Raw genomic sequence first — 14,113 nt, forward strand, 5'->3', positions numbered from 1 at the left:
CATTCATAATGCGTAAGAAAATAATTCAATAAAAAACGGGCGAACCATTAAGTTCGCCCGTAATCTATTTATAACGCTAATCAAGCCACAAGTGCGGTTTCTTTTAAACGATTTTTTAATTTCGCGTATTCAGTTACCACATAGCGTTCAGCCCAGGCTTGGTCTTCGATTTTATCAATACGAACCGCACTGTATTTGTATTCCGGTGTTCTAGAACCCGGGTTCAAATGTTCAGCGGTTAATTCGTTACATTTACCGATCCACCATTGATAGGTCATATAACAAGCGCCTTTGTTTGTACGAGTGCTCACATCTGCACGAGAAATAACTCTACCACGAGAAGAAGCAATCCAAACCAAGTCGTTGTTTTTAATACCCAACTCTTTGGCGTCTTGATCGTTCATTTGTACGAATCCCGGTTCATCCGCAAGTGCCGCAAGTGCACGGCAGTTACCGGTCATTGAACGGCAAGAATAGTGACCAACTTCACGTACTGTAGAAAGTATCAATGGGAATTCTTCAGAGAGATCTTCCATTGGTGGTTCCCAGTCGCAAGCAAAGAACTCAGCTTTGCCGTTTGGACGGTCGAAGATTTGGCCTTTATACAAGTATGTTGTACCTTGATCTTCAGGGCCCTCATCAGTACATGGCCATTGGATATAACCCATGCCTTCCATTTTTTCGTAGGTTGCCCCTTTGTAAATTGGGCAAAGTGAACGAAGTTCATCCCAAATTTCTTTGGTATTGTTATAGTGCATTGGGTAGCCCATTGCTGTAGCAAGTTCGCTAATGATTACCCAGTCATCCTTGACATCGCCAGTTGGCTCAACGGCTTTATAGAAACGTTGGAAACCGCGGTCAGCGGCACTATACACACCTTCATGTTCAGCACAAGAAGTCGCAGGTAATAAAATATCTGCTTCTGCGGCTGTTTGAGTCATGAAGATATCTTGAACGATAAGAAGTTCAACTTTCTCGAAGGCTTTTTTAACCGCATTAATATCAGGCTCAGTTTGTAATGTATCTTCACCCATAATATAGAATGCTTTAATTTTATCTTCCATGATCGCTTTAGGTACTTCACTCAACGGCACACCTGGTTTGGTTGGAATAGATGGCACGCCCCAAGCTTTCGCAAATTTTGCATTAATTTCTGGATCAGCAAAACTTTGATAGCCTGGTAATGTGTTGAATAACGCGCCCATATCGCACGCACCCTGTACGTTGTTTTGTCCACGCACTGGGTTTACCCCAACATTTGGTTTACCTAAGTTACCGGTAAGCATTGCCAAGCTTGCTAATGCACGCACGGTTTCTACACCTTGACGGAATTGGCAAACGCCCATACCCCATAAGATAGTAGCGGTTTCCGCTTTTGCATAAGTGCGGGCAATTTCACGCAACATTTCAGGCTCAATACCTGTGATGTGTTGAGTGGATTCCGGTGTATAAGCTTTCACGGTTTCATAGAACGCATCGAAGTTTTCGGTGTGTTCATCAATAAATTTTTGATCTTGTAACCCTTCTTCCAAAATCACATTCATCATCGCATTCAAGAATGCGACGTTAGACCCGTTAGCAAGCGGTGCATAAATATCCGCAATACGGGCTGTTTCGATTTTACGAGGGTCACAAACAATGACTTTCGCCCCTTTTGCTTTGGCGTGGTTAATCCGACGCGCCACAATAGGGTGTGAAGTGGAGGCATTATAGCCAAAAATAAATACGCATTTGGTATCTTCAATCTCAACAATTGAGTTGGACATTGCGCCGTTACCGACCGATTTGAGCAGACCTGTTACAGAAGGGCCGTGTCACACGCGCGCACAACAGTCAATGTTGTTATTTCCTAATACCGCACGGGCGAATTTTTGCATCACGAAGTTCACTTCGTTACCTGGTCCACGGGAAGAACCCGTTACCATAATTGATTCGTTACCGTACTTTTCTTTGATTTCACTAAGACGTTTTGCTGTGTAAGAAATCGCTTCTTCCCAGCTCACTGGTGTGAATGGTTCGCCACGTTTGTAGCGGATCATCGGTTGAGTTAGGCGAGGAGTCAGGATTTTTGTGTCATGCACAAAATCCCAGCCATAATATCCTTTTAGGCATAACTCCCCTTCGTTTGTTTTTCCGTTTGCACCTTCAGCACCCACAATTTTGTTGTTTTCCACCAAAAGATGGATTTTACAACCTGAGGCACAATACGGACATACGGTAATTACTTTTTTAATAGCCATAGTAACGTCCTTATTTTAATACAACACGAGGTTAGAGATAGAATTAGAATAATTAATTCTGGGTATATATTACACCCAAAATCAGTTCATAGTCTTACAAAAAACATGGATTTATTGATATAAAACAGGTTTTCGTAATATTTTTAAAATATGTTTAGAAAATCCCCCTCACTTTTTCTACAAAACAGGAATCTCTTCAAGCGATCTTCCCTCTTTTAAAAAATCATACATAAATTGCACAGACTCTTTTACGCCGTCTGTCATCGGAAAGCCAAAAGAAACAAGATCCGGTTGAAGACCAACGAAGACAATTTGCTTAATATCTTGTTCCAGTTGCTCGATAAGGTAATTGAGCGGCATATTATGCGTGCTCATAAAAAACATTTCCGCAATGCTCTCTTTTTCAATGATTCGGATTTTACCCGGTGCTAATTCCATATCAGCCGCATCAAAAATCAAAAGCAGATCGGGTTTCATATCTCGCACAATATGCGCAACATTTTCGGGGGCTGAGCCGCCGTCAAGTGCGGTCCAATTTGGCAATGGATTTTCACTTAATAACTGATAGAGATAAGGACCCGCACCGTCATCCCCCATCATACTGTTGCCAACGGTTAAGATCACATTATTCGTCACGACGTTTCACCATAATATACATCACAGGTTCACGCTGAATTGATGCTAACGTATCCATGAGGATTTCGACCCACTCTTGATGTTCTGGGGTGAAATTGGCTTTGTTTTCATCCATCGCTTTCGCCAATAAATTGACATGGCTAGAATCAATCACTATTTCACCGAATCGCATTAAGCCGGAAAATTTACGTTTAGCATCCCCTTCTGGAAAGCTATCTACAAAACGTTGATAAGCATCGTAGTCACAAACCAGTAATTTTTTAAAACAATCAATTACGCCAACATGGTGACCAATCGCCAAAGAGTAATACATCACCTGTTTTGCTTGCTCTGGCACTTGTTCATCATTTTCGACGAAACGCTCGTTTAATAAATAGAAAAAGACTTTCGTTGTCATAACATTCCCATTTTTATAGGGGCAATCACTTGCCCCATCATTAATTATCCCGAAAACGGCATACTAATCGCATGCAAACGATTGACGATTTCGCTTAAACGCGGATCAGCTTCGCGTTCTAGGTATTCACCTAAACGTACACCAAATGGCACTTTATCATTTTCTGTCATCATTGCCATAAATTGGTTAGCGATGTTGCCGCCTTGACGATAACCGGCAAGACGACGTGCTTCACGTTCAAGACTAATACGCAAATCTAACGGAATGGTTGGGAAACGCAATTTAGCTTCTGCGTTAGGATCAGCTTTTTCTTGTTTACCTTTGAGTTTTTGATCAAGCAAACCAAGTGCTACTGCGAATCCATAAATGGTCGCTGCTGGAGTTGGAGGACAGCCAGGGATGTACACATCAATTGGTACAATTTGATCACTACCGCCCCAAACGCAATAAAGATCGTGGAAAATACCGCCGCCGCAACCGCAAGCACCATAAGAAATACAGATTTTAGGATCGGGCGCAGCTTGGTAAGCACGCATTGCTGGTGTGCGCATCGCACGGGTAACCGCACCGGTGAATAATAAAATGTCTGCATGACGAGGTGAAGCAACCACTTTAATACCAAAACGTTCTGCATCGAATGTTGGCGTAATGGTACTGAAAATTTCGATTTCACACCCATTACAACCGCCGCAGTCCACACGATAAACGTAAGCTGAACGTTGAATATCTTTCAGCAACGTTTGTTTCATTTTGGCAATATTTTCATCAATACTAAACGGTGTTGATATGCCATTGACCGGCATTGGAATTTGTGTGTTCATCGTCTTTCGCCTCCTGCTAAAACGTTAGGTACATCAACCGCACTTTGTTCTCGTTGTTCGAGTGCTTTTTTGAAATTCAAGCGAATCGGCTCTTTAAAGTCGATTAATTTCATCCGCATGTTGGATTCCATATTCGCGGTTTTTTCTAAGCTGTGCTGACGTTTACAAACCGGACAAGTATGCAACTCCGCCAATTTTTGTTTCACTAATTCTGGTTTATCCAAAGTTTGTTTGAATAAATCAATGGTGTAATTCAGCTCTTTATAAGAGATAAACGGTTTACCACACTCTTGACAGCTCACTGTAGAAAAGGTGGTTTCTTGGAAAAGATCCTGTTTATTGGTCACTGATAATTCAAAGTCTTGTGTTAATCGAATCGCCTTAGTTGGGCAAACCTCTTCGCAACGGCCACAGAAAATACAACGACCAAGGAATAATGACCAGGTACGTTCGCCTGTCACTGGATCCGTTCTCATGGTCAACGCATTGGCTGGACAGGCAATGGTACAAGCTGCGCAGACTATACATTGATCAGAATTGAGTTCCGGTTTTCCTCTAAAATCATCATCAACTTCATAAGGTTTGAACGGATATTTGGTGGTAACATCACCGGCTTTAAATACCGTTTTTAGTAATTTAAACATTTTCCGCCTCCCCTATTTCAATGGTGAATTTTTACGTTCGATACCGTAGCGTTCAATCTCTTTATAATCCACGGTTTTCGCTTTGCGTTTACGTACATCCACCACGGTGACACGGTCGGTACAAGAATAGCAAGGGTCAAGACTACCAATAATAAGTGGCGCATCAGACACAGTGTTGCCACGCAACATATAGCGCAAGGTTGGCCAGTTAGCATAAGTGGCAGCACGACAACGCCAACGGAAAAGTTTTTGGTTGTCGCCTAGCATTGACCAGTGAATATCCTCACCACGTGGCGCTTCCGTAATCCCTAAAGCAAAACGTCCTGGCGTATAATTGAAACCTTCTTTTAAGATTTCACCACTCGGCAAATTGTCCACCATGTAATCAATGATATTCATAGACTCAAACACTTCATTAATCCGCACTTTCACACGGGATAATACATCACCATTTGCTTCAGTGAAGAGATTGAAAGGGATATCGCCATAACCGGAGAATGGGTGTACTTTACGCACATCACGCGCAAAGCCAGAACCACGAATCATTGGACCAACCGGACTGAAGTCACGAGCGATATCTTTTGCCAAGACACCAACGCCTACCGTACGTTGTTCCATATTCGGTGTATTTAATAAAATATCGGTTAAGGTTTTGAGTTCTTCACGCATTTCACCGATAAGCTTGATACATTGCTCACGTTGATGTTTCAACATGTCGCGACGCACACCACCGATAAGGTTAATACCATAGGTTTTACGTGCACCAGTTAGCACTTCAGCCAAGGTCATGGATTTCTCACGAACACGGAAGAATTGCATAAAGCCGGTATCAAAGCCGGTAAAGTGGCTAGATAGACCTAAGTTTAATAAGTGACTGTGTAAACGTTCTACTTCTAACAAAATCGCACGGATCCATTCAGCACGTTTTGGAATTTGAATCCCCAAAGCGCTTTCTACGGAATTAGCATAGGCCACACTATGTGTGAAACCACAAATTCCACACACACGGTCAGCAAGGAAGTTAACTTGGTCGTAATCCATACGGGTTTCCGCCAATTTCTCCATACCACGGTGCACATAGAACAAACGATAGTCCGCATCAATGATATCTTCCCCATCCACGAATAAACGGAAATGTCCTGGTTCATCCGAAGTGATATGTAACGGGCCAAGTGGAACAATACGTGCTTCGCCTTTTTCGTTAATAAATTCGTATGTTTCTGTCGCGGTTGTCGGATCGGGACGTAAACGATAGTCCATTGAGTCTTTACGTAATGGATAAAGATCATCCGGCCAATCATCTGGCAACACTAAGCGACGTTGGTCAGGTAAACCAACGGCTTTCAAACCATACATATCGAATAATTCACGTTCGCCCCAAACCGCCGCTTTGACTTTTGGTGTCACAGACGGAAATTCTAAGCTCACAGGATCAACTAAGGCTTTAATGGTGATAAAAGTTTTCACTTCCCCTTCCATGGAAAGCACGTAGTACACTGCATAGTTGCCATGAATTGAACGCTCATCATTCCCGAATACCAAAGGTAACCAACCTTCATGTTGATAATAAAGGTATTCAACAACATCAGGTAACATATTGGTTTTAATGGTAAGTGTAACCTGATTTGGTGTTGACCACTCCTCATCCAAAATGGTATTTGGAAATTTTGCATTGACTGCTTCAATGTAATTTTTGCCAATCATTTTGGCTGGATCGACTGATGTATTTTTAGTTAATTCCATATATTTATCCCTCCTGTCGATCATTGCGCTAAACTTTGCCAAGGTAAAACTAACATTTCACCAAAAGACACTTGTTCAGATCCGAGTACAATTCCGACCGCACTTTTTAATAACTGCAAAATTGGTTCGGCAATATGAATACCCATAATAAACATGAATAACAGTAAAATTGCCATCGCCACGAGTGAAACTTTGTTCACATCCCCCACTTCAACATTATCCGGTTGTTTGCCTAATACAGTTTTTAATACCATTAAAGACAATCCTGCTAACACGATAGTGAGTAAAATTAAACAGAACACCATTAACCAAGTTTTACCTGCGTAAATACCGGCAACAGCAATACTGAATTCACTGACGAACACGTTAAATGGTGGGATACCACCTAGTGCTAATGCACCACCGGCAAATAATACCGCTGTCATGGGTGCCACACGCCATAAACCACGTACTTGGTTCATATCACGGGTTTTATATTTTAATAATATGTTACCTGAAGCACAGAATAACAAGGTTTTCGCTAAACTATGGTTGATAGTATGTAATAAACCCGCAAATACACCGATTGGGCCACCTAAACCAAAGGCAAAGCTAATTAACCCCATGTTTTCAATACTGGAATATGCCAATAAACGTTTGATGTCGAATTGGACGATAATAAACAACGCCGCCACTAATACAGAGAGTAAACCAAATACCAACAATAAGGTTTGCGGGTATGTAGAACCGACTGCTTTAGAAACTAAGATGTAATAACGCAATACCACCAACATGGCACAATTCAATAATACAGCAGATAGAATCGCACTCACTGGACTTGGTGCCTCACTGTGTGCATCAGACAACCAAGTATGCATTGGAAATAGACCGCATTTAGTACCAAACCCAACCAAAATAAAGGCGAAAGCAAGATACATGAGCATTGGATTCAAACCCGCTGCCTGTTGATTGATTTCTGTCCAGAAAATAGCTTGGCTTGGATCTGCTAAAAGATTTGTTCCATTAGAGAACGTTAAAATTGTGCCATACAATCCAAACGCCACCCCAACTGAACAAATAATGATGTATTTCCATGCTGCCTCAAGAGAGGTTTTTTGTTTGTATGTGCCGACCAAAAATGCAGAACTTAATGTGGTTGCTTCAATGGCTGCCCACATCAAAATCACATTATTGGTGATCACAGAAATAATCATGGTGAAGAAAAACAAATGCAAAAAGCCGTAATAATTGCAATATGTTTTCAAATCAAGATGCCCTTCACGATATTCCGTACCAATGTAGCCGATAGAATAAATACCGGCTAATGTTCCGACAATAGCGATGAGACCTAAGAAAATAGCAGATAGACTGTCGATGTAAACCCAGTTATTTAATGCACTGATTTCCCCCTGAGTTAACACGCCATTAATAATTTGTAAGGCAAATGCTAACATCAAAATCAAACCTGTAACATGAAGTGCGGTACAAATTGTCCGTGCTTTTGTCACGCCACAAGCGAAACTGGCAAGTGATATTGCTAAAGGTGCGATTAATAACGCGATTATCCATTGTTCATACATAGCGTTACCCCTTCAAACTCATAAGTTGTTTTGCATCTAATGAATGGAATGTACGATAAATTTTGTTTACCAACACCACCATTATGATGACGGCAAAAATAGCATCTGTGGCAATTCCGATTTCCACTAACTCAGGTGCTTTATTTGCCAATAAGGCTAATGTGAGATGAGAACCGTTTTCCATCAAACAATAACCGAATACTTGTTTTACGATATTGCGTTGGCTAACAATGCATACTAAACCTAATAAGAAGTGACTTAATGACACTGATAATGCTGGTTTAAGATGTGCAACCAACGGTAAATCGATTGGGACAACAACAAAGTAGCACAATGTAACTATCACTGCTGTGATCGGGATCAACCAAGCGACATTTATTCCAGCTGGAGTTTGACTTTCATCAACTTTTTTCATCGCATAGATTAAAATTGCTGGCACCAAAACCACTTTGGTAATAAATGCGCTAATTGACCACATATAAAGTTCGTGGGCTTGCATTTCATTGGCAAGATAGACAAACAGTAACACCAACACCAATGATTGCAAACTATAAAATAACGCAGCTTTTTTGGCGGTTCGAACCATAATTACGCAAAGAGAGGTAATAATGAGTAAACACGCAAGTCCATTTATCATTAACATAGATTCCTCCTTAACCTAACCAGCCAAACCTAGCCAATATGCGGCGATAAAACTGGACACCACGGACATCACCATTAATACAACTAACACAAAACGCATAGAGAATGGTATAGGTTGTGCATTGGCAACTGCTTCTGATGGTTTACCGATGACACATTGTCCGAATTTATACAACAACCACACGAATGTCGCGGTAGATTCAACTAAAGCAAGTACCATTAACCAAGTAATCCAGCCATATTCATTGCCTAATTCAAATCCGGCCGCAAATAATGGATATTTACTGAAGAATCCGTTAAATGGCGGTACCCCAGCAATAGCTAATGCTGCAACACCAAATCCTGCACCGACCACTGGCATTGTACGCATAATACCTCGTAACAATGGCATTGAGCGGGTTCCTGTTGCATAGCTTAATGAACCAGCAACCAAGAAGAATAAGCTTTTCGCGAAAGCATGGTTGAAGATATAGCTAATCGCTGCCACAAAGGCCAATTTAGAGCCTAATGCGGCAAGAGAAATCCCAATGAAAATATAAGAAAGTTGGGTAATGGTTGAATACGCCAATAAACGTTTTAAGTCAGTTTGTGGCAAGTACATTAAGAAGCCATAAATTAAGGTAATCATCGCCATGATGATGCCGACTTCACCCACAATATGTGGAATCTCACCAGCAGACATAACTGAACGAGCGAAAATATATACCCCAACTTTAACCATTGATGCAGCGTGCAAATATGCACTCACCGGTGTTGGTGCTTCCATCGCATTCGGTAACCAAATTTGCATTGGTAATTGCGCTGATTTACCCCACGCAGCAAACATCACACCAAATAGCACAATGGTTTTCGCACTCGGATCTAAATGCTCTAATGCTGTGATGGAGAATGTACCTGATTGGCTGAACAAATAGGCTGCAGCAATATATAACCCGATTGCACCAACATGGGTAATAATCAAGGCTTTCATTGCAGCGGCTTGGGCTTTTGGTGTTTGGTAATAACTGATTAATGCCCAAGAACATCCCCCAGTAATTTCGAAGAACAATAATTGTCCTGCTAAAGTTGAGGAATACACCAAACCTGCCATGGCACCAATAAAGATAAGCAAGAATGCATAAAAACGTGGTAACCCATTATGTGGGTGCTCACGGTTTTTATCGGTTAAGTATCCGCAAGAATATAAGCAGATTAAGAAACCCAAGGCCACAACGGCAAAGGCAATTAATGTACTGACTGCATCAAGAGTAACACCAAAGATCGCAGTTTTATCAAAAGCGACGATGTCATAAGTGACGCTTTGATGACCATCGGCAAACCATTGCCCAGCAACTAACATGGTTCCTAACGTAGCAAGCGCTGCAAATACAGTGGCAATTTGAGCAAAGTGTTTTTTGTTCAAACCGACAATAAACGCTCCTACGAAAGGTAAAATGATTGTAATCAGAGCTAAACGTTCCATATTTGTCCTCCTTACAACCCTGTGAAGTAAAATACAAACGCTAACACAGAAATGCCGAAGCCGACTACGGTTAAACGTCCTGTTAACATAAAGCGGGTACGAGAGAGTGTGTTTTCAAAGACACAAGCCAATACGAACACCACTAATAATTTCACGAAGAATAAAACACCGCCTAAAACGACCGCACTTAAGCTCATCTCTGTTGGGATACCAAACGGAAGCAACACGCTCACAAAGATAGATGCTACAACCATAGATTTTAAGCTTAAGCCGACTTTTAATAAGGCGAGTGCTGGACCAGAATATTCAGTCAATGGACCTTCTTGTAATTCTTGTTCCGCTTCTGCCAAGTCAAATGGAATTTTCCCCATTTCAATAAACACGGCGAAGAATGCTGCGGCGATAGCAATCACTGTCGCAATTGGATATTGCCAAGTATTTTCGGAAAGTGCATTACCGATAACCGCAAAATTGGTTGAACCGGCAATTAAAGCAATCACAAGGAATGCCAACATGAGAATAGGTTCTACCAAAACACCTAATGTGACTTCACGGCTTGCCCCTAAACTTGAGAATGTGCTGTTTGAATCCAAACCCGCAATTGAGAAAAAGAAACGGAACAAGGCGAATAAGTAAATCACGGTGATTAAATCACTGCCAGCGCCAAATGGTGCGATACGAGTAAATAAAGGCAAACTCATGGCAACCACCATCACTGTGCTAATTAGCACATAAGGCATCGCTTTAGAAACCCACCCCGCATTGTCTGGCCAAATGTTTTGACGTTTCATTAATTTTGCAATGTCACGATAATCTTGTAACACGCCAGGACCCCGACGAGATTGAATACGAGCACGGATCATACGTGAAATACCGGAAAATAACGGTGCAAGGGCAAGCAAAATCAAGGCTTGCACAATGGCAAAAACAAACATTCCGGCAGATGTTGCAATTTCTGAAGGTAACGTAATCATCTTCAACCTCCTACATCAACGCAATGGAAAGTAGTATTGCCACCAAGGCAATCACGAAGTACACACAGTACACACGGAAATCACCTTGTTGCAACCATTGAATTTTAGTTCCTAACCAAGGAATAAAACGAGCGATTGGCATCGTCATTTTTTCTTCCCAGAAAGGTTCAGCTTTTGTTGCACCTTTAATTACCGCTTGGATACCTTTATCACCTAAAGGTGCGGGATCCAACACTTCGCGCAAGGTATAAAGTGATTTGAAAATCGTACGCAACGGACGAGTGAAACTACCTGCAGAGGCCGCCATATCTTGTTCATAAGCATAACCACAAGCCCATGGATTGCCTTTTGCACGATCGGATAAACGTTGATTTTTGGTGAAGGCGTAAAAACTAAATGGCAAGAAGAAGAATGCCAATAGCATGATAGTCACCATCGGTGTTGAAAGCGCGGTATGCGGTTCAGCTTGTGCGACCACCACGCCATTTTGAGCCAACATTAGCGGTTCGCTATGAGCAAGTGCGGTCGAAATTTTCGCAATTATTGGCGTTACAACAGATGCGCCAACACCGAGCAACACACAACATAACGCTAATACCGCCATGGCAATCACCATTGGTTTTGGCACTTCACGTGCATTGGCTGCTTTTTCGCTACGCGGTGCACCACCGAAACTGATACCGTACACTTTCACGAAACAAAGTGCTGCTAACGCACCCGTTAATGCCAACATAATGATGGCAATTGGACCGGCAAGTTTTAATACGAAGTCATCACTTTGGCTTAATGTGAACAAGGATTGATAAGTAAACCATTCACTGACGAAACCATTAAATGGTGGCAATGCAGAAATCGCCATGGTACCAATTAAGAAACAGAACGCAGTGTAAGGCATAAGTTTGCCTAAGCCACCCATTAAGTCCATGTCTTTAGTATGCAAACGATACATTACAGAGCCTGCACCTAAGAATAATAAGCCTTTGAATACAGCATGGTTAAGTAAGTGGTATAACCCACCAAGTAAGCCCACGGTTGCTAATACTGGATGATGTGTCGCGATACCAATCATACCAACGCCTACACCCATCATAATGATGCCGATATTTTCTACCGTGTGATAAGCCAAGAGTTTTTTGATGTCATGTTCTGCCAAGGCATAAAGTACGCCGAGTACGGAAGATACTGCACCGAAACCAAGTACGATAACGCCATACCAAACATTGGTAGAACCGAGAAGATCAACACCTACTTTAATGATCCCGAAAATACCAATTTTTACCATCACTCCAGACATCATCGCTGAGGCATGAGAAGGTGCAGCTGGGTGAGCTTTTGGTAACCAGCTATGTAATGGAATCATCCCTGCTTTGGCACCAAAACCTAAAAATGCCAAAATAAAGGCGGTAAAGGCAAGCGGTGCCGGTAAAGTAGTTTGACGGAATGCGCTAAATTCAAAGCTACCGGCATAGCAGTAGAAAATGAAGAAGGCGATCATAATTAATACCGAACCGGCATGCGCAATAAAGAAATAAAGCAAGCCTGCATTTACGGCATTATCATCTTGTTCGGTAAGGACTAAGAAATAAGATGCCAATGACATCATTTCAAAGAATACAAGGAAGTAGAACGCATTATCGCTGGTAACTAACGCAACCATGGAAGCGATAAATAAATTCATAAAGAAGCCCATGGAACCTGCGCCTTTACCTTTATATTCTTTTACATAAGAGAAAGAATAAAGTGCGGTCACAATCACTAATAAAGAAATGACACACACCATAAACGCTGCCAATCCGTCAATACGGATGGAGAACGAGGCAAATTCAAATGGGGTTTTGAAAACATCAACGACTGTGTCGCTGCTGATCAGAACGGGGATGCAGGCAACAATACCTAACACTCCAGCAAGTACACCGGTCACGCCGGATATATTGATTGAAAGTTGTTCATTTCGTCTCACTGCGAGCGAAATAAACGCACCTACGACATAAATCAACAGGGTCGTGATGAGTAAATTGATAGGTAAACTCATAATATCACTCCATTGATTACAAGTTAAAACACACTAATTATCTTGGAATAGCAGGCGAAGAAACCATTGCCATTTCACGTTTTCTTTCGTTAGCCTGCTTGATACTCTCATCACTAATAATAAATAAGGTTTTGGTCGGACAGGTTTGTACACAAGCCGGACCATCTTCACGGAAATAGCAAAGATCGCATTTCACCGCAATGGCTTTCACGCCTGGTTGCCATGCCAGCATATTGTGTAAATCTGTATTATCTGGTGCTGTACGAATATCTCGTTTTACCGCATCGGTGAAGGAGAACCCTTCGTAATAAGTAGGTGCGTCAATCGGTGCAGAACCATGTTGGGTAATTGCACCGAATGGGCAAGCAATACCACAAAGTTTACAACCGATACAGAGACTTTCGTTAAGTTGAATGGTGTCATTAATATGTGTGATTGCATGCACTGGACACACGGTAGCACATGGCGAATCATCACAATGACGACAGAGAATTGGCACGGTTACATCATCATTACGCATGACTTGTAAGCGTGGAAAAGATTGTAATCCGAAAGCTTTATGCACTTCGCTACAAGCGGCCATACAGGTGTTGCATCCAATGCAATCCTTCGGATCACCGATTACAAAACGATTCATACATTCCCCTCCTTGTATGTAAATAACGTTTCTACAATAACCACTCTAGAAGTAAGGATACTCCTGTCGAAAAGTAAAGCTCAAGAAGTAATTCAAAAAATTGTGATTAAGATCAAAAGATTTCCATTGTTTTTCCATTACTGTGATGGACCTGTTAAATAACAGTGAAACATAATAATTTTATGTTAAAAATGTGAACAGATTTTCAACAATAGACATCATCCTATTTGAAATATCGCTATACAAATTTAAGTGGTTACGTGATAAAATTTACCCTTCGCAGTATGTTTATTGGTGCACAATAAACAATTCATCTCATAAACATT

12 protein-coding genes are annotated in these 14,113 nt (G+C 41.5%); all 12 read right to left on the minus strand.

Annotation, left to right across the window (positions count from 1 at the left end; translation table 11 throughout):
• Nucleotides 1-80 precede the first annotated feature (80 nt).
• The 12 genes from fdhF to HMPREF2732_RS02390 all read right to left on the minus strand — a co-directional run bounded on the left by fdhF (nt 81) and on the right by HMPREF2732_RS02390 (nt 13,787).
• Nucleotides 81-2,234, minus strand: coding sequence for a formate dehydrogenase subunit alpha (gene fdhF / locus HMPREF2732_RS02330; RefSeq protein WP_083304336.1), 2,154 nt, complete (start codon nt 2,232-2,234; stop codon nt 81-83).
• Nucleotides 2,235-2,417: 183 nt separating this feature from the next.
• The gene (gene hycI, locus HMPREF2732_RS02340; RefSeq protein ID WP_083304333.1) at nt 2,418-2,876 is read right to left on the minus strand and encodes a hydrogenase maturation peptidase HycI; all 459 of its coding nucleotides are present in this window, start codon (nt 2,874-2,876) and stop codon (nt 2,418-2,420) included.
• On the minus strand, nt 2,866-3,273 hold the full coding sequence (locus HMPREF2732_RS02345) for a formate hydrogenlyase maturation HycH family protein (RefSeq protein WP_070590789.1): 408 nt from the start codon (nt 3,271-3,273) through the stop codon (nt 2,866-2,868). Before HMPREF2732_RS02345 ends, hycI begins: the two co-directional genes overlap by 11 nt.
• A 44-nt stretch (nt 3,274-3,317) precedes the next feature.
• Nucleotides 3,318-4,094: an NADH-quinone oxidoreductase subunit B family protein gene (locus HMPREF2732_RS02350; protein ID WP_070590791.1), complete on the minus strand. Its 777-nt coding sequence runs from the start codon at nt 4,092-4,094 to the stop codon at nt 3,318-3,320.
• Complete coding sequence (locus HMPREF2732_RS02355; RefSeq protein ID WP_070590795.1) at nt 4,091-4,738, minus strand: formate hydrogenlyase complex iron-sulfur subunit; 648 nt, start codon at nt 4,736-4,738, stop codon at nt 4,091-4,093. Before HMPREF2732_RS02355 ends, HMPREF2732_RS02350 begins: the two co-directional genes overlap by 4 nt.
• A gap of 12 nt (nt 4,739-4,750) precedes the next feature.
• Nucleotides 4,751-6,481, minus strand: a complete 1,731-nt coding sequence (locus tag HMPREF2732_RS02360; RefSeq protein ID WP_049365604.1) for a hydrogenase large subunit — start codon at nt 6,479-6,481, stop codon at nt 4,751-4,753.
• Nucleotides 6,482-6,501: 20 nt separating this feature from the next.
• The gene (locus HMPREF2732_RS02365) at nt 6,502-8,040 is read right to left on the minus strand and encodes a hydrogenase 4 subunit F (RefSeq protein WP_049373261.1); all 1,539 of its coding nucleotides are present in this window, start codon (nt 8,038-8,040) and stop codon (nt 6,502-6,504) included.
• Between the two features lie 4 nt (nt 8,041-8,044).
• Nucleotides 8,045-8,683, minus strand: a complete 639-nt coding sequence (gene hyfE / locus HMPREF2732_RS02370) for a hydrogenase 4 membrane subunit (protein WP_005697594.1) — start codon at nt 8,681-8,683, stop codon at nt 8,045-8,047.
• A gap of 15 nt (nt 8,684-8,698) precedes the next feature.
• A complete protein-coding gene (locus HMPREF2732_RS02375; protein ID WP_070590797.1) occupies nt 8,699-10,144 on the minus strand; it encodes a hydrogenase 4 subunit D in 1,446 nt (481 codons plus the stop codon).
• 11 nt (nt 10,145-10,155) lie between these two features.
• On the minus strand, nt 10,156-11,118 hold the full coding sequence (locus HMPREF2732_RS02380; RefSeq protein ID WP_049357464.1) for a respiratory chain complex I subunit 1 family protein: 963 nt from the start codon (nt 11,116-11,118) through the stop codon (nt 10,156-10,158).
• Nucleotides 11,119-11,128: 10 nt separating this feature from the next.
• Complete coding sequence (gene hyfB, locus HMPREF2732_RS02385) at nt 11,129-13,150, minus strand: hydrogenase 4 subunit B (RefSeq protein WP_049373257.1); 2,022 nt, start codon at nt 13,148-13,150, stop codon at nt 11,129-11,131.
• A gap of 37 nt (nt 13,151-13,187) precedes the next feature.
• On the minus strand, nt 13,188-13,787 hold the full coding sequence (locus HMPREF2732_RS02390) for a 4Fe-4S dicluster domain-containing protein (protein ID WP_014065505.1): 600 nt from the start codon (nt 13,785-13,787) through the stop codon (nt 13,188-13,190).
• Between the last annotated feature and the right edge of the window lie 326 nt (nt 13,788-14,113).

This window comes from Haemophilus sp. HMSC061E01, from assembly GCF_001810345.1.
GTDB lineage: Bacteria > Pseudomonadota > Gammaproteobacteria > Enterobacterales > Pasteurellaceae > Haemophilus_D.

Coding starts and splice junctions, on each gene's coding strand:
- HMPREF2732_RS02365 (WP_049373261.1), bottom strand. CDS start 8,040: ATGTATGAACAATGGATAATCGCGTTATTAATCGCACCTTTAGCAATA.
- HMPREF2732_RS02355 (WP_070590795.1), bottom strand. CDS start 4,738: ATGTTTAAATTACTAAAAACGGTATTTAAAGCCGGTGATGTTACCACC.
- HMPREF2732_RS02360 (WP_049365604.1), bottom strand. CDS start 6,481: ATGGAATTAACTAAAAATACATCAGTCGATCCAGCCAAAATGATTGGC.
- HMPREF2732_RS02345 (WP_070590789.1), bottom strand. CDS start 3,273: ATGACAACGAAAGTCTTTTTCTATTTATTAAACGAGCGTTTCGTCGAA.
- HMPREF2732_RS02390 (WP_014065505.1), bottom strand. CDS start 13,787: ATGAATCGTTTTGTAATCGGTGATCCGAAGGATTGCATTGGATGCAAC.
- hyfE (WP_005697594.1), bottom strand. CDS start 8,683: ATGTTAATGATAAATGGACTTGCGTGTTTACTCATTATTACCTCTCTT.
- HMPREF2732_RS02380 (WP_049357464.1), bottom strand. CDS start 11,118: ATGATTACGTTACCTTCAGAAATTGCAACATCTGCCGGAATGTTTGTT.
- HMPREF2732_RS02350 (WP_070590791.1), bottom strand. CDS start 4,094: ATGAACACACAAATTCCAATGCCGGTCAATGGCATATCAACACCGTTT.
- hyfB (WP_049373257.1), bottom strand. CDS start 13,150: ATGAGTTTACCTATCAATTTACTCATCACGACCCTGTTGATTTATGTC.
- HMPREF2732_RS02375 (WP_070590797.1), bottom strand. CDS start 10,144: ATGGAACGTTTAGCTCTGATTACAATCATTTTACCTTTCGTAGGAGCG.